At 72.3% G+C, this 15,448-nt stretch carries 15 protein-coding genes; 7 read left to right on the forward strand and 8 right to left on the reverse strand.

Annotated features, from left to right (window positions below):
- Window positions 1-427 precede the first annotated feature (427 nt).
- From AMK21_RS05490 to AMK21_RS05505, 4 genes are all read left to right on the forward strand, one after another.
- On the forward strand, window positions 428-733 hold the full coding sequence (locus AMK21_RS05490) for a hypothetical protein (protein ID WP_073874744.1): 306 nt from the start codon (window positions 428-430) through the stop codon (window positions 731-733).
- Window positions 720-1,778 (forward strand): polyprenyl synthetase family protein, encoded by a 1,059-nt coding sequence (locus AMK21_RS05495; protein WP_073874746.1) that lies wholly within the window; start codon window positions 720-722, stop codon window positions 1,776-1,778. The genes AMK21_RS05490 and AMK21_RS05495 overlap by 14 nt, the downstream gene beginning before the upstream one ends.
- 42 nt (window positions 1,779-1,820) lie before the next feature.
- Window positions 1,821-3,008 carry an oxygenase MpaB family protein gene (locus AMK21_RS05500; protein ID WP_073874748.1) on the forward strand — a complete coding sequence of 396 codons (1,188 nt, stop codon included), beginning with the start codon at window positions 1,821-1,823 and terminating at the stop codon, window positions 3,006-3,008.
- Window positions 3,009-3,171: 163 nt separating this feature from the next.
- Window positions 3,172-4,716: a substrate-binding domain-containing protein gene (locus tag AMK21_RS05505; protein ID WP_073874750.1), complete on the forward strand. Its 1,545-nt coding sequence runs from the start codon at window positions 3,172-3,174 to the stop codon at window positions 4,714-4,716.
- Between the two features lie 78 nt (window positions 4,717-4,794).
- Here AMK21_RS05505 and AMK21_RS05510 read toward each other — a convergent pair whose 3' ends face one another.
- Entirely contained in the window at window positions 4,795-6,078 is a 1,284-nt protein-coding gene (locus AMK21_RS05510) for an adenylosuccinate synthase (protein WP_030588646.1), read from the reverse strand.
- Between the two features lie 186 nt (window positions 6,079-6,264).
- Here AMK21_RS05510 and AMK21_RS05515 point away from each other — a divergent pair, with 186 nt between their 5' ends.
- From AMK21_RS05515 to AMK21_RS05525, 3 genes are all read left to right on the forward strand, one after another.
- Window positions 6,265-7,146: a diacylglycerol kinase gene (locus AMK21_RS05515; protein WP_073874752.1), complete on the forward strand. Its 882-nt coding sequence runs from the start codon at window positions 6,265-6,267 to the stop codon at window positions 7,144-7,146.
- A gap of 53 nt (window positions 7,147-7,199) precedes the next feature.
- Entirely contained in the window at window positions 7,200-7,472 is a 273-nt protein-coding gene (locus AMK21_RS05520) for a DUF1876 domain-containing protein (protein ID WP_073875598.1), read from the forward strand.
- Between the two features lie 120 nt (window positions 7,473-7,592).
- Window positions 7,593-7,928 carry a hypothetical protein gene (locus tag AMK21_RS05525; RefSeq protein ID WP_073874754.1) on the forward strand — a complete coding sequence of 112 codons (336 nt, stop codon included), beginning with the start codon at window positions 7,593-7,595 and terminating at the stop codon, window positions 7,926-7,928.
- A 16-nt stretch (window positions 7,929-7,944) separates the two neighbouring features.
- On the opposite strand, the gene AMK21_RS05530 is transcribed toward AMK21_RS05525, so the two are convergent.
- The 7 genes from AMK21_RS05530 to AMK21_RS05560 form a co-directional block, all read right to left on the reverse strand.
- A complete protein-coding gene (locus AMK21_RS05530; RefSeq protein ID WP_073874756.1) occupies window positions 7,945-9,150 on the reverse strand; it encodes a cytochrome P450 in 1,206 nt (401 codons plus the stop codon).
- Window positions 9,151-9,207: 57 nt separating this feature from the next.
- Window positions 9,208-9,873 carry a response regulator gene (locus tag AMK21_RS05535; protein ID WP_073874758.1) on the reverse strand — a complete coding sequence of 222 codons (666 nt, stop codon included), beginning with the start codon at window positions 9,871-9,873 and terminating at the stop codon, window positions 9,208-9,210.
- Window positions 9,870-11,225: a sensor histidine kinase gene (locus AMK21_RS05540; RefSeq protein WP_073874759.1), complete on the reverse strand. Its 1,356-nt coding sequence runs from the start codon at window positions 11,223-11,225 to the stop codon at window positions 9,870-9,872. The genes AMK21_RS05535 and AMK21_RS05540 overlap by 4 nt, the downstream gene beginning before the upstream one ends.
- Window positions 11,226-11,363: 138 nt before the next feature.
- The gene (locus AMK21_RS05545) at window positions 11,364-12,185 is read right to left on the reverse strand and encodes an NAD(P)H-binding protein (RefSeq protein WP_073874760.1); all 822 of its coding nucleotides are present in this window, start codon (window positions 12,183-12,185) and stop codon (window positions 11,364-11,366) included.
- Window positions 12,186-12,273: 88 nt separating this feature from the next.
- A complete protein-coding gene (locus AMK21_RS05550; protein WP_073874761.1) occupies window positions 12,274-13,161 on the reverse strand; it encodes an alpha/beta hydrolase family protein in 888 nt (295 codons plus the stop codon).
- A gap of 136 nt (window positions 13,162-13,297) precedes the next feature.
- The gene (kynU, locus tag AMK21_RS05555; RefSeq protein ID WP_073874762.1) at window positions 13,298-14,521 is read right to left on the reverse strand and encodes a kynureninase; all 1,224 of its coding nucleotides are present in this window, start codon (window positions 14,519-14,521) and stop codon (window positions 13,298-13,300) included.
- A complete protein-coding gene (locus tag AMK21_RS05560) occupies window positions 14,514-15,362 on the reverse strand; it encodes a tryptophan 2,3-dioxygenase family protein (RefSeq protein ID WP_073874763.1) in 849 nt (282 codons plus the stop codon). The genes kynU and AMK21_RS05560 overlap by 8 nt, the downstream gene beginning before the upstream one ends.
- Between the last annotated feature and the right edge of the window lie 86 nt (window positions 15,363-15,448).

Raw genomic sequence — 15,448 nt, forward strand, 5'->3', positions numbered from 1 at the left:
GAGCACACTCCTTAGACGCGGCGCGACGTCCGGCCGTGCGCCGCCGTGGGGGTGCCGACACTCAAGCGATGATGGTCTGGACCTGTCAAGGTCTAGACCATCATCCGTGAATATGCCGCACCCCCCGAACCGGCCCGACGCCGCCCGTGACAACGATGCCATCAGGCCTCTCAACTGCCGTCATTCCGGAGGAACTCGATCCGGATCATGTCGTGAACAGGACGAGGGTGAAAGGAAAAAGATTCGGGGCGTGTCCAGCATGCGGGACGCGTACCCCACCCGAGGGCCGCGGGTTTGAAAGCCGCCGATCACTCGTTGGTGAGTTCCGCCGCCCCGGCACACGCCCCCGGCGAGACTCGGCGGCGCGGACGGACGCGGCGCCGCCCGGGCCCTTGCGGCTCCGGACACACTGGGGCTGGGGGATGGCGTGGAACGAACGACGGACACACGCGAGGGCGTCGGCGGACCGGGCGGGCAGGCGGTGCTGCTGGCGGCGGGCCTCGCGGACCTGGCGGTGACGACGGTTGGCGCGGCCCTCACCTCCGTACGCGGGCTGCTGCGGCGGTCCGACACGGCCGAGCTGGCGGCCGAGGCCGAGCAGGAGCTCTTGGCGCGCGGCCGCCTCGCACTCGACCGGTACACGACCGCGCCCCCGGCCCACCTGGAGGTGCTCGCCCGCCATGTGATCGCCCAGCGCGACAGCGACGGCAGCCGTCACGGTGACCGTGCCTGAGGGGTGGGAGCCGGGCGCGTTCAAGGCCCGGGTGGACCAGGTGCTCCATCGCTTCGCCGCGGCGGAGGCCGATCAACTCACCGCGGTCGACGGCTCCCTGGGTCCCGTGGCGGACGCGGTGGAGACGGCCGTGGCGGACGGCAAACGGCTGCGGGCGGCCTTCTGCTACTGGGGCTGGCGCGCGGCCGGGCAGCCCGACAGCGACGCCCTGGTGCGGGCGGCGGCCTCGATGGAGCTGGTGCACGCGGCGGCCGTCGTCCACGACGACCTGATCGACGACAGCCCGCTGCGGCACGGGCGGCCCACCGCGCACCTGGCCCTGCGCGCGGCGGTGCAGCAGCATCCCGAACCCACGGCGGCGGCGCGGTCGTTGGCGATGCTCGCCGGGGACCTGCTGATGTCCATGGCCGGGCAGCTGTTCGTCACCAGTGGCCTGCCCGCCGCCTATCTCGGCCGGGCCCGCCCGCTCTGGGCCGCGCTGGCACGGGAGTTGATCGCGGGCGAGTGTCTGGAGATCCTGCACACCGGGTCCGCCGCCCCCGAGACGGCGATCTCGCTCAAGGTCGTCCGCTACAAGACCGCCAAGTACACCGTGGAGCAGCCCCTGCTGATCGGCGCGCTGCTGGGCGGGGCCGGTGCACGGCTGCGCGCGGGCTGCTCCGCGTACGGGCTGCCGCTGGGCGAGGCGTTCCAGCTGCGGGACGACCTGCTGGGCCTGTTCGGGGACCCCGCTCTCACCGGCAAGGACGGCTCCGACGACGTACGGGGGAACCGGCCGACCGCCCTGCTCGCGGAGACCTGGCGGCTGGCCGGGGAGGAGGACCGGCGCCGCTTGCGCACCCTGCTCGCGGCCGGGGCGGAGAACGACGCCGCCGACGCCGTACGCGATGTGATGCGCCGCCTGAAGGCCCCCGACCGCATCGAGTCCATGATCACCGCCCGGGTCGAGGAGGCCCTGCGCGCCCTCGACGAGCTGGACCTGGCCGGCCCCGCCGCCACCGCGCTCACCGGCCTCGCGCACTCGGCGGCCGTCCGCCGTTCCTGACGCCTCCCCGACGCGACCCCACCAGAAGGGCAAGCCCCCGCCATGACATCCGCCCCCGCACCGACCTACACCCAGGCATCGCTGGACGCCCTCCGCCGCAGCGGCGACGAGCTCGCCGACGCCACGGTCGCCACCCTCTTCGAAAACGGCGAGGTCGGCACGTTCAACACCCTGATGCGGTACGTCTCAACCGCCGGCGCCCCGCTCCCCGACGGCCTGCCGGACGTGGCCCGGGAGTACCTGAACGCCACCGCCGCGCCGCCGTCCTGGGTGGACTGGGGCGAGATGGAGAAGGCCCGGCTGTTCTTCGTCGACAACAACGTGCACATCTCCACCGCCCTCTCCTTCGCCTCCATGCCCGCCTGTTACGTGGTCCCGCACGTGGCGAAGCTGCTGTCGGCGACGCACGGGCTGAACTATCCGTCCAAACGGATGGCGGAGACCGGCCAGTTCACCGTCTACCTGATGCAGCCCGACGCCTTCGAGGCCGGCAGCCGTTTCATCCCGGCCGCGCAGAAGGTCCGCCTCCTGCACGCCTCCATCCGCCACCACCTGCGGCGCGAGGGCGCCTGGGACACGGAGGGCGCGGGGGTGCCGATCTGCCAGGAGGACATGATCGGCGGGCAGATGTTCTTCTCGATGCTGGTCCTGGACAGCCTGCACCGGCTCGGCATCCACATGTCCCAGGAGGGCGCGGACGCCTACTACTACGCCTGGCGGGTGGTCGGCGCCATGCTCGGCGTCGACCAGGACGCCGTACCCGAGTCCCTGGCCGAGGCACGGGAGTTCCTCGACCTCTACATGATCCGGCACATGGGCCCGTCCCCCGAAGGCGCGTTGCTGACCCGGCAGCTCATCGACCTCTACGAGGAGGTGGTCCCCGGCACGTTCTTCGACCCGATCGTCTCCGCCCTCATCCGCCATCTCGTGGGCGACACCTGCGCGGACTGGCTGGAGGTGCCCCGTACCCCCTGGGACGCCGTCGCCAAGGCCGTCCCGCACCTGCTCGGCGTCCTGGAGACCATCGAGGACCGCTCTCCGCTGGGCGCCTGGGCCCTGGACCGGGTCGGGCACCTCACCACCGTGCTGGAGCTGTCCTCGCTGACCCGGGGGCGCGTCATGCACTACGCCATCCCCGAGCACCTCAAGAAGGAGTACGGCGTCCCGTCCGGGCCCGCCCGCACCGGCCGCTGGAGCCCTCCGGCGGCGACCGTGCCGGGGCCCAGGTAGGAAGGGGGCCAACTGGATCAACTGCTGTCTGAACAAAGGGAGAACAATAGCCGTCACTCTTCCCCCACCCCTCCCGGCCCCCTTCCCGCCCGCCTACGGTGACTCGCACCGACGCGCGGACACGGGGGCCGGACGCGCGGGCACGGGGGACCGGGGGGCAGCCGTGGAGTGGTTCAGCGCCGAGAACGTCGTGGCGGTCCTCACCGCCGTCCTCGGCGTCCTCGCCTCGATCGGGGTGCTCTGGTACGAGCGCCGGGTGCCCCGCCACAAACGCATCGGCTACCGCGTCCAGATGGACACGCCCATCGGCAGCGACGTGAGCCAGGGCCGGGCCAACGTACGCCTCGGGCTCTTCAGCGAGACCCCCGACATGTCGGACGCCACGCTCGTCCTGCTGCGCGTCGAGAACGACGGCTCGCAGTCCATCGTCGACAGCGACTACACCGGACGTGAACTGCACGGCCTGACGGCCGAGTTCACCGGACGCACGGTACGCGGGATAGCGGTGACCCAGCCTCCCGGCGCCGCACACCTGATGGAGCACTTCACCCCGGCCTCCGGGATGCGGCACAGCGGATCGCTGATCCGGCTGCCCCGCGTCCCGCTGAACCGGGGCGAGCACTTCAAGCTGCTGGTGCTGCTGACCGGCGCGGACGTCGGCAGCCCGATCCGGATCACCGGCGGCATCCGGGACGGTGAGGTGACGGTCAACCGCGCCGCCCGCCCCGACGACAAACCGCCGCTGTTCGGCCGGGCGGCCCGGCTCATCACCGTGACGCTGACCGTCTGCGTCATGGCCCTCGCCGCGATCATCCTGGTCCGGGACGACACCCCGCCCCCGCTCGACTGCGCGCGGGGCGAGCTCCGGGTGACGGGATCGACCGCCTTCGCCCCCGTCGTACGGGAGCTGGCCGCGACGTACATGAAGGAGTGCGAGGGATCCCGGATCGAGGTGGACCCGCGCGGCAGCAACTCCGGCATCCGCGAGCTCGCGGACGAGGGCGCGCGGTCCGCGAAGGCCGGTGGGGCGAAAGCCGGTTCACCGGCGCTGGTGGCCCTCTCGGACGGCCCGAAGCCGCCGGGCCACCCGGAGCTGCGCGAGACCCGTGTCGCCGTGTCACTGTTCTCCCTGGTCGTGAACGACCGGGTGCCGGTGCGCGACCTCTCGCTCGCCGACATCCGCCGCATCTACGCGGGCGAGATCCGCAACTGGCGGGAGCTCGGCGGCCCCGACCTGGAGATCCTGCTCGTCAGCCGGGACGCCAACTCCGGTACGCGGGAGGTGTTCCAGCGCCGGGTGCTGGACCGTAACGAACCCGCCCAGTCCTCCCGCGACTGCGCCACCAAGGACGACCCTCAAGCCCCGGTCATCCGCTGCGAACTCGATCGCACCGACCAGGTCCTGGCCACCGTCGCCCGGCTGGACGGCGCGCTCGGCTACAGCGAACTGCGCTCCGGCAGCGAGCCACGCGGCCTGCACCGGATCGCGATCGACGGCGCCCACCCGGCCGTCGACACGATCGGCACCAGCCCCTACCCGTACCGGGAGATCGAGTACGCCTACACCTACGGCCGCCCGCCCGCCGACTCCCTGGCCTCCAGCTTCCTCGGCTATCTGAGCCGGGGGCGCGGCCAGGACGTCATCCACATCCACGGCCACCTGCCGTGCGCGACCCCGAAGGGGCTGCGGGTGTGCGGCGAGGACTGAGCGGCCGGCCGCCTACGCCGAGGGCCCCGGATCGATGAGGATCCGGGGCCCGGGCGGTCGCCCAAGGAGCAGGTGCTCCTACAGGAACGAGTTGATCTGGATCGTCTCGGTCCGGCCGGGGCCGACGCCGATCGCGGAGATCGGGGCGCCCGACATCTCCTCCAGCGCCTTCACGTACGCCTTCGCGTTCTTCGGCAGGTCGTCGAAGGTCTGGGCCTTGGTGATGTCCTCGGACCAGCCCGGCAGGTTCTCGTAGATCGGCTTCGCGTGGTGGAAGTCGGTCTGGTTGTACGGGAGTTCCTCGACGCGCTTGCCGTCGATCTCGTACGCCACGCAGACCGGGATCTGCTCCCAGCCGGTGAGGACGTCGAGCTTGGTGAGGAAGAAGTCGGTCAGGCCGTTGACCCGGGTCGCGTACCGTGCGATCGGGGCGTCGAACCAGCCGCAGCGGCGGTCACGGCCGGTGGTGACACCCCGCTCGCCGCCGATGCGCCGCAGCGCCTCGCCGTCCTCGTCGTGCAGCTCCGTCGGGAACGGACCGGCGCCGACACGCGTCGTATAGGCCTTGAGGATGCCGATGACGCGGCTGATCTTCGTCGGGCCGACACCGGCGCCGGTGCAGGCGCCGCCCGCCGTCGGGTTCGACGAGGTGACGAAGGGATACGTGCCGTGGTCGACGTCGAGCAGCGTGCCCTGGCCGCCCTCGAAGAGCACGACCTTGCCCTCGTCGATGGCATCGTTCAGGATCAGGGTCGTGTCGGCGACGAACGGCTTGATCTGCTCCGCGTACTGGAGCATGTCCTCGACGACCTTGCCGGCCTCGATGGCCCGGCGGTTGAAGACCTTGGCCAGGAGCTGGTTCTTCTGCTCCAGGGCCGCCTCCACCTTCTGCACCAGGATCGACTCGTCGTAGAGGTCCTGGACGCGGATCCCCACCCGGTTGATCTTGTCGGCGTACGTCGGACCGATACCCCGGCCCGTCGTGCCGATCTTGCGCTTTCCGAGGAAGCGCTCGGTCACCTTGTCGAGCGTGACGTTGTACGGAGTGATCAAATGAGCGTTGCCGCTGATCAGAAGCTTGGACGTGTCGACGCCTCGCTCGTTCAGACCGCTCAGCTCGGAGAGCAGGACCGCCGGGTCGACCACGACACCGTTCCCGATGACCGGGGTACAGCCCGGCGACAGGATTCCGGAGGGGAGGAGATGCAGTGCGTACTTCTGGTCGCCTACGACGACCGTGTGACCGGCGTTGTTCCCGCCTTGGTATCGCACGACATAGTCCACGGATCCACCGAGGAGATCGGTGGCCTTCCCCTTGCCCTCGTCACCCCACTGAGCACCGAGCAGCACAAGTGCGGGCACAGGCGTACACCCCTTCCGGGCGGGGCATGTCCAAGGTCAGGGGGCGTACGTAAAGGTCGTACCTGCCGCACGACGATGTACGGCAAAGCCTGAGCCGTCGAACCGGGTGCCCCGGAATAGACGAAGCCCCTGGCGCAATAGCGCAAGGGGCTCTTGCACCAAGATGCTACCCGAGGAAGGACCGAGGTGTCGGCTGCAGAGCCCCCCGGCGACGGCGACGACCAGCTTCTGGTGGTCATCGACCCGGTCGCCCGCCGGACCGACGGCGAGTCCGTCCGTATCGCGAAGGACGTGCTGAGCGCCGGCTCGCACGCCAAGATCTGCCTTCCGGACACCCCGGAGGAGTTCGCCCGGGCCCTGTCCCGGCGGGGTTCGCGCCGCCCGGTGGTGGTCGGCGACGACCACGCGCTGCTGCGTGCCGTGGCCCAGCTCCACCGGGAGCGGGAGCTCGCCGGGGGCGTCCTCTCCCTGATCCCCGTGGGGGCCGCGCACGCCCTGGAGGTGGCCCACGCCCTCGGCGTGCCCCGGGGCGCGGTGGCGGCCGCGCGGACGGCGCTGGACGGGGCGGTGCGGCGGCTGGACCTGCTGGTGGACGACAGCGACGGCGTGGTGCTCGGCCGGCTGTGCATCCCCGCCCCCACGCCGGCACCCGGCGCGGGGGCCCCGCACGCGGGCGTCACGGCCGTCTGGGACACCTGCCGCTCCCTGATGACGTCCCTGGTCCGCCCGGCGGCCCCGGGCGCCGCCACGGCACCCCCGGGGACGTACCGGCTGCGCGTCGAGGCGGACGGGGTGCTGCTGAGCGACCTGGACGCGCCCGTGCGGGGCGTCTCGGTGCTCTCCCAGGGCGACGGGGGCCTGGCCGACGTGGTCGTGCGCACCTCGGACGGCGAGGACGTCACGGTGGAGGCCAAGGCCGTCACCGTCTCGGGCGCGGACTTCCGCTACCGGGCCGACATACAGACCGGGGGCCCGGTCCGGACCCGGACGTGGACCGTGCGGGCGGGCGCCTGGGGGCTGATGCTGCCTCTCCCGGCGAGCGCGGACGGGGCGACGGGAGGACGCTAGAAGGGTACGTACGGGAATCGGCCGCGGAGGTGACCGCCATGACCAGCACCGTCATGCCCCGAGTCGCTGTCGGATGGCACATCGACCTCGAATTCGAGGAGGACTCGCACCGCACCCGCGCGGCGGCCCTCGTCCGCCTCCCCGACGGAACCGAGGTACGCGCGCACGGCTACGCCAGCCGCCACCCCTCGGACGAGGACCAGCAGCGGGTCGGCGAGGAGATCGCGGGAGCCAGAGCCCTCAACGAACTGGCGATGAAGCTGCTGACCAAGGCCCACGACGAGATCGACGAGGCCTCGGGCCGGACGTCGTACCCGTTGACGTAGGCCATACTTCAGCCCCTCCGGCATTCCCGCCCCTCCGGCGTTCGAGGGGCGGGGGTCCGGGGGCAGCGCCCCCGAAACGCGGGCGGAACCGCCCGCCCACCCCACCGCGTCCCCCCGCACATGGAGACCCGACAAGAAGCCGTCACCGGCACCATCGGCTGCGCGGCCGCCGCCCTCGGCACCCTCGTCGGCATCGCGGCCTGGCTCCCGTACGGCAGGAAGGGCCTCTTCGGCGCCTTCGAGGGCGAGACCAACGCGGACGTCTTCTGGCTGGGCCTGCCCGTGATGGCCCTCGGCGGAGCCGCCACCGCCCTGGCCGCCCTCGCCGCCGCCCGGCGCCACTGGCACCTCGCAGCCGGCCTGGCGGCCGCCACCGCGGGGCTCGCCGCCTTCGGGTACGCCTTCGACGTCCTGGCCGCCCCCCAGGCACTCCAGGACTGCGGCCCGCCCTGCTGACCGGGCGCCTGGCGCCCTACACCTCCACCACCAGCTCCTTCAGCCCCCGGATCACGTACCCCGGCTGCCACTCAGGCTCCGCCACCATCCGCATCGCGGGCGCCTTCCGCAACAACTCGCCGAAGGACGCCGCCAGTTCGAGCCGCGCCAGTGGAGCGCCCAGGCAGTAGTGGATGCCCGCGCCGAGCGAGACGTGCTGGTTGTCCGGCCGGGTCAGGTCCAGCCTCTCCGGGTCCGTGAACCGCTCCGGGTCCCGGTTGGCCGAGCCGAACAGCAGCGCCACCTCCGCCCCGCGCCCGATCACCTGGCCGTCGACCTCGATGTCGTCCAGCACCCACCGCTCGAACAGCTGCAACGGGGTGTCGTAGCGCAGGAGTTCCTCCACAGCCGTCGGCAGCGACGCGGGCGCGGCACGGAGCGCGGCGAGCTGCTCCGGGTGGTGGAAGAGCGTGCGCCAGCCGTTGACCGTGGTGTTCACCGTCGCCTCGTGACCCGCGTTCAGCAGCAGCACGCACGTGGAGACCATCTCCTGCTCGGTCAGCCGCTCCCCGTCGTCGTGGGCGGCGATGAGCGCCGAGATCAGGTCGTCGCCGGGGGCGGCGCGCCGCTCGGCGATGAGCCCGCGCAGGTAGGCGGAGAACTCCTCCGACGCGCGGACCGCCGCCTTCGCCGTCTCCTCGGACGGGTTCAGCTCGTACATCCCGCAGATCGCCGCCGACCAGGGCCGCAGCGGCCCCCGGTCCTCCTCCGGCACGCCCAGCATCTCCGCGATCACGGCGACCGGCAGCGGTTCGGCGACCTCCGCCAGCAGGTCGCCGCCGCCCTTGGCCACGAACGCGTCGACCAGCCCGGCCGCCAGCCGCCGTACGGTCGGGGCGAGGTCCTCGACCGTACGCGGGGTGAACGCCTTGGAGACGAGCCGCCGGATGCGGGGGTGGTCGGGGGCCTCCAGGTCGAGCAGCCCCTGCCCGTTGAGCGTGGTGAACGGCTCGTGCGCGGCGGGCGGCGGCGTACGGCCGAACTCCTCGTGGGTGAAGCGGTGCAGATACGTACGGCCCAGGCGCCGGTCGCGCAGCAGGGCCGATACGTCGGTGTGGTGCGGGATCAGCCACTGCCCGGTCGGCTCGAACCAGTGCGCCCGGCCGGCGGCGCGCAGGGCGGCATAGGCGGGGTAGGGATCGGCGACGAACGCGGGCGACCATGGGTCGAAGGACACGTGCATGACCCGACGCTACCCGCGTCCGCCGCCACCGCAAGGGGGTCTGCCCGTCCTGGGGCGCTACCCCGGCGTGACCAGCCTCGCCTCGTACGCGAACACCGCCGCCTGCGTCCGGTCGCGCAGCCCCAGCTTCACCAGGATCCGGCTCACATGCGTCTTGATCGTGGACTCCGCGACGATGAGGTGCGAGGCGATCTCCGCGTTCGACAGCCCCTGCGCGATCAGGACGAGCACCTCCGTCTCGCGCTCCGTGAGATCCCCGATCCGGGCGAGGGCGGGCGGCCGCGGGGCCTCCGCGAGCTTGGAGAACTCGGTGATCAGCCGCCGGGTGACGGTCGGCGCGAGCAGCGCCTCGCCCGAGGCCACCACCCGTACGCCGTCCGCGAGCTGCCGGGCCGAGGCGTCCTTCAGGAGGAAGCCCGAGGCCCCGGCCCGCAGCGCCTGGTACACGTACTCGTCCAGGTCGAAGGTGGTCAGGACCAGCACCTTGGCGTCCGCGTCCTGGGCGACGATCTCGCGGGTGGCCTCGATGCCGTTCATCTCGGGCATCCGGATGTCCATCAGGACGACGTCCGGACGCAGGGCGGCGACCTGGGAGACGGCCTGACGTCCGTCCACCGCCTCCCCCACGACGGTGATCCCGGGCATCGCGTTGAGCAGGACGGAGAAGCCCTCGCGGACCATCATCTGGTCGTCGACGATCAGGACCCGGATGTCGGTGCTCATGCGCTGCCGTCCCGTTCGATGACGAGCGTTTCCGCCACGGTACCCCGGTCGTCCCGCTCGTCCGGCTCGCTCTCCGCCGGCGGTACGGGCAGGAACACCGCGACCTCGTACCCGCCGTCCTCCGCCGCCGCGGCCGTCATGGCGCCGTTCAGCATCGCGACCCGCTCCCGCATCCCGGTGATCCCGTGCCCGGCCCCCGGGGACGGCTTGACCAGGCCCCTCGGGGGCCCGTTGACGATCCGCAGCCCGATCCCGCCGAGCACGTACGCGATCTCGACCCGGGCGGTGGCGCCCGGCGCGTGGCGCAGGGTGTTGCTGAGGGCCTCCTGGATGATCCGGTACGCCGACAGCTCGACGCCCTGGGGCAGCTCGCGGACGGCTCCGGTGATCACCTTCTCCGTCTCCAGGCCCGTCTCGCGGACGTTGTCCAGGAGCCCGTCGAGGACGGCGAGGGTGGGCTGCGGGGCGTCCGGTGCCTCGTAGTCCTCAGCCCGCACCACTCCGAGGACGCGGCGCAGCTCGGTGAGGGCGGCCACCGCGTTCTCCCGGATGGTGACGAAGGCCTGCTCCAGCTCGGGCGGCGGGTTCTCCACCCGGTAGGGGGCGGCCTCCGCCTGGATCGCGACGACCGACATGTGGTGGGCGACCACGTCGTGCAGCTCCCGGGCGATGGTGGTGCGCTCCTCCAGCAGCGTGCGCCGGTCCCGCTCGACGGCGGTGACGGTGCGCTGCACGGTGACCTCGCGCTCGGCTTCCCGGACCTCCTGCGCGGCGTCGCGCCGGATGTGGATCAGGGCGACGACGAGCAGAGCGAAGGCCGAGAGGACGGCCATGGGCGCGGTGACGGACGGGTCCCCGCCCTCCAGCAGCAGTCCGAACAGCAGGGTCAGCGTCCACATCCAGGCCGCTGTACGGGGCCGGGTCCTGGCGGCCACGACCACCATGACCACCACCTGCGCGAGGAAGGCGCTGGGCCCCCACAGCCCGTCGCTGCCCAGGATCGCGCAGAAGATCGTCGCGAGCATCGATCCCCAGAACGCGGCGACCGGCCTGACCAGGGTCATCGCGACCGTGATCGCGGGCACGAAGCCCATGAGGAACCGGTAGTGCCAGTTGGCCATTCCCGCCGTCAGCACGATCAGGGCGGCGCCCAGCACCAGGGCGTGCGGGGTCCAGACGACGGCCCGCTTCAGCCCCTCGGGCAGCCGGCGTATGAAACGCCCCTCCGGCGAGAGGGGCGGCAGCGGGCGGTAGGCGAACACATGGCGGAAGAGGTCTTCCCGCAGGCCTTCCATCGCGCCTTCGGCCGCCCGGAGCTCCGGGCTACTGGTCTTCGTCTGGGTCTCGGTCACGTTTCCACGGTAGGCGGCGGCGGAGTGAGGGTCGTCCCTATCGATGCTGATTCCGGGGCGTCCCTCTCAAGGACTACGCGCCCTACTCGCGCCCCGGGGCGGCGCCCCCCGGCGCCGCCCCAGCCCGTTCCCCGGCCCCTACGGACGGAAGAATTCCGCGTTCTCCCCGGCCCACTGCGCGAACGTCCGGGCCGGCCGTCCGGTGACCTTCTCGACGGTGTCGATCACGGTCCTCCCCTCCGGCGGGGTGTCCCGGTAGACCTCGATCAGGAACGCGATGACGTCCTCGGGCATCGCCTTGGCCCGCCAGCCGGTGACCGCCTCCTCCTCGGTGAGCTCCACCAGCCCGATCTCCCGGCCTCGCGCCGCCGCGATGGCCGCCACCTTGTCGCCGACGGTCAGCGCCTGCGGTCCGGTGATCAGGTACACCTGGCCGCCGTGGCCGTCCTCGGTGAGCGCCGTCGCCGCGACCGCGCCGATGTCGGACTCGTGGACCATCGCGCTCAGCCGGTCGACGAAGGGCTCGCGGACCACACCCTCGGCCTTGATGCCCGGCGCCCACTCCAGGGCGTTCGCCATGAACTCGACCGGCATGACGACGGTCCACGCGAGCCCGCTCTCCCGTACCGCGGTCTCCATCGGGGTGTCCCCGCCGCCGTTGAGGACGGTCACCCGGCGCACCCCCGCCGCGCGGGCCCGCTCCATGATCTCCTCGCCGGTCGTCAGCGGGGCGAAGAGGCCGCCGTCGAAGGTGATCAGGTGCAGCCCGGTCACGCCCTCCAGCGCGCTCTCCAGCGACGCCGGGTCGGCGAGGTCACCGCGGACCACGTCGACGCCCGCGGGGAACTCCGCACGCGCCGGGTCGCGCGTCACGGCCCGGACGGGCTCGCCGCGCTCCAGCAGTTGCTCGACCACTCGACGGCCGACCGTTCCCGTGGCTCCGGTCACCAGGATCGTCATTGCGGGTCTCCTTCGTTCGGTTCGACATCAACCAACCTAGGGACCCTCGCGGTCAGCTTCTGTCCGCAACGAACGGTGGGCTTCAGGCTCACCACGCCAGCTGCGTGATCTCCTCCGCCACGATCGCGCAGGCGTCGGCGGCCGGGTCGATCAGCGGGAAGTGCCCGACGTCGCCGAGCAGCGTGAGCCCGACCATCTCGCCGGACTTCGCCGCCGCGTCGACGTACGCCTCCGAGACGGCCAGCGGGACGACGATGTCCTCCTCACCGTGCACGATCGCGGTGGCGATCCCGGTGGGCAGCAGGGCGGCGGGGTCGGCCTGGGCCGTACGGACCTCCGACTCCCCCCCCTCCCCCAGGAGTTGGGTGACCGCACCGCCGCACACCCCCAGCTCCACCGACGTGGCGAAGTCCGCGATCGGGGCCAGCGCGACGACCCCGCGCAACGGGGGAGGGGCGGGCAGGCGCCACGGCGAGCCCTCGGGCAGCACATGGCGCGCCGCCGCCCAGAGCGCGAGGTGCCCGCCCGCGGAGTGCCCGGTGACCACGATCCGGCGGACGTCGGCCTCCGGCAGCTCCCGGGCGGCCAGGGCCGGTACGGCGTCGAGCGCGGCGGCCACGTCGTCGAAGGTCTCCGGCCAGCGCCCCGCGACGGGGTCGGCGCCGTCCGCGAGGGGCACCTGACCGCCCTCCTCGCCGCCGCGCCGGTACTCCACGCTCGCCACGGCGAAGCCCCGCCGGGCCAGGAAGTCCGCGAGCGGGGAGACGTGCGCCCGGTCGTAGGGGGCCCGCCAGGCGCCGCCGTGCAGCAGGACGACGAGAGGGGCGGCGGTGCGGCCGTCGCGCGGGGCGTAGAAGTCGATGACCTGGTCGGGGTGGTCGCCGTAGGCGGCGGTCCGGTCGGGGGCGACCACCGGATGCGCGAGCGCCGACTCGGTCTCGGCGTCGTCCCGATCACGCGCGGCAGAATCCGACATGCTGCTCAACCGTCCTATGCCTGTGTCCTGTGGCTGTGCCCTGTGCCTGTGTCAGGTGCCCAACTGGGTTGACCTGCGGGGACGGTACCAGTGATCGGCACCGTCCCCGCCCGGTCGCACAGGCGTCGACGATCCGTCAGGCCTGCTGTGTCTCCTCCAGCACCTCGGCCAGGACCCGCGCCGCCCGTTCCGCGTCGGCGAACCCCACGTACAGCGGGGTGAAACCGAACCGCAGCACATCGGGCCGCCGCAGGTCGCCCACGACGCCCCGCTCGATGAGCCGGCGCATCACGGCCTCGGCCTCGGCGCAGCGCAGGGCGACCTGGCTGCCGCGTTCGGCGTGCGCGGCCGGGGTGACGGAGACGACCCGCCCCTGCGGTACGTACGCCTCGACGCACTCCAGGAAGAAGTCCGTCAGCGCCAGCGACTTGGCCCTCACCGTGTCCACGGAGACCCCGTCCCACACGTCCAGCGCCGCTTCCAGCGTGAGCATGGAGACGATGTCGGGCGTGCCGACCCGGCCCCGTACGGAGCCGTCCGCCGGGGCGTAGTCGGGGGTCATGCCGAACGGGTCGACGTGCGAGTTCCACCCCGGCAGCGGGGAGTCGAAGGCGGCCTGGTGGCGCTCGGCGACATACAGGTACGCGGGCGAACCGGGGCCGCCGTTCAGGTACTTGTAGGTACAGCCGACCGCCAGGTCCACCCCGTGCTCGTCCAGCCCGACCGGCAGTGCGCCCGCGCTGTGGCAGAGGTCCCAGACGGCGATCGCGCCGGCCGCGTGGACGGCGGCGGTCAGTCCGGGCAGGTCGTGCAGCCGGCCCGTACGGAAGTCCACCTGGTTGAGGAGGACGGCGGCCGTACGGTCCCCGAGCACGCCCGGTACGTCGGCGGGCGCGACCGGCACGATCCGGTGGCCGGTGAGCCGGGCGGCGGAGGCGGCGATGTACCCGTCCGTGGGAAACGTCGTGGCGTCAACCAGGATCTCGTCGCGTCCCTCGCCCGCGAGGGACGCGAGACGGGTGGCCGCGACGACGGCCTTGAAGACGTTCACGCTGGTCGAGTCACCGACGACGATCTGTCCGGCGGCGGCCCCGACGAGCGGGGCGATCCGGTCGCCGATCCGCTCGGGCGCGGTCCACCAGCCGCTCTCGCCCCAGGACCGGATGCGCAGCTCGCCCCACTGGCGGGTGAGGACGTCCTGCACCCGGGCGGGGACGTGGAGGGGCAGGGCGCCGAGCGAGTTGCCGTCGAGGTAGACGCCGTCGTCGAGGGCGAAGAGCTTACGCTGCGGGGCGAGCGGGTCGACGGCGTCAAGGGTGGCGGCGCGCTCGCGCAACTCCGTGTACGTGGTCTCAGACATGGCTGCGCGCCGTCCACAGCTCCGGGAACACGTTCTTCGTGGCGCGCTTCTCCAGCCAGGCCACCCCGGCGGAGCCGCCGGTTCCGGTCTTGGAGCCCATCGCGCGCCGGGTGGCGACGAGGTGGTCGTTACGCCATCGCCAGACGAGCTCGCCGACATCGGTGAGCAGCTCGCCGAGGCGGACCAGCTCGTCGTTCTGGTCGGTAGCGGAGTAGATCTCCGCCCACACGGCCTCGACCTCGGGGGACGGCTCGTACCGCTGGGTCAGGTCCCGGGTGGTGACGGACTCGGGGATGGCGTACCCGCGGCGGGCCAGCAGGGCGAGCGTCTCGTCGTACAGGCTCGGCTCCGCGAGCGCCTTCTCCAGCTCGGCGTACACGCGGGGCGCGCCCCGGTGGGGCACCAGCATGGAGGCGGACTTGTCGCCGAGCAGGAACTCCATCCGCCGGTACATCGCGGACTGGAAACCGGAGCCCTCGCCGAGCGAGCCCCGGTAGGAGTTGAACTGGGCGGGGGTGAGTCCGGCGAGCGGCCGCCAGGACTCGTTGAGGGCCTCCAGCTCGCGCAGCGAACGCTTCAGGGCGTCGCGGGCGACGGGTATGCGGTCCTCGCGCAGGGCGCGGGTGGCGGTCTCCCACTCATGGACGATGACCGTGAACCACAGCTCCATTACCTGGGTGGTGACCAGGAAGACCATCTCGCCGGGGTCGTCCGAGCGGAGGTGCTGGAGGTGGGTCAGGACATCCGCCTGGACATAGTCCTCGTACGGAGTCGTTCCCGCGAAGTCGAGGTGCGGGGTGTCCGCACCGGTGGCTTCGGGGTCGGGGTGATTCGTCGACATCGCTGTCTCCTCGACACGAGCTTCCGGGTAGCGGTCCGCCCCTTCCGTGAGGTGATGGAGCTCCGGTCCCCTGCTCGCATACTAAG

Origin of the sequence: Streptomyces sp. CB00316, assembly GCF_001905595.1 — a bacterium.
Taxonomy (GTDB): Bacteria; Actinomycetota; Actinomycetes; order Streptomycetales; family Streptomycetaceae; genus Streptomyces.

Coding starts and splice junctions, on each gene's coding strand:
- AMK21_RS05500 (WP_073874748.1), top strand. CDS start 1,821: ATGACATCCGCCCCCGCACCGACCTACACCCAGGCATCGCTGGACGCC.
- AMK21_RS05520 (WP_073875598.1), top strand. CDS start 7,200: ATGCCCCGAGTCGCTGTCGGATGGCACATCGACCTCGAATTCGAGGAG.
- AMK21_RS05525 (WP_073874754.1), top strand. CDS start 7,593: ATGGAGACCCGACAAGAAGCCGTCACCGGCACCATCGGCTGCGCGGCC.
- AMK21_RS05530 (WP_073874756.1), bottom strand. CDS start 9,150: ATGCACGTGTCCTTCGACCCATGGTCGCCCGCGTTCGTCGCCGATCCC.
- AMK21_RS05535 (WP_073874758.1), bottom strand. CDS start 9,873: ATGAGCACCGACATCCGGGTCCTGATCGTCGACGACCAGATGATGGTC.
- AMK21_RS05545 (WP_073874760.1), bottom strand. CDS start 12,185: ATGACGATCCTGGTGACCGGAGCCACGGGAACGGTCGGCCGTCGAGTG.
- AMK21_RS05550 (WP_073874761.1), bottom strand. CDS start 13,161: ATGTCGGATTCTGCCGCGCGTGATCGGGACGACGCCGAGACCGAGTCG.
- kynU (WP_073874762.1), bottom strand. CDS start 14,521: ATGTCTGAGACCACGTACACGGAGTTGCGCGAGCGCGCCGCCACCCTT.
- AMK21_RS05560 (WP_073874763.1), bottom strand. CDS start 15,362: ATGTCGACGAATCACCCCGACCCCGAAGCCACCGGTGCGGACACCCCG.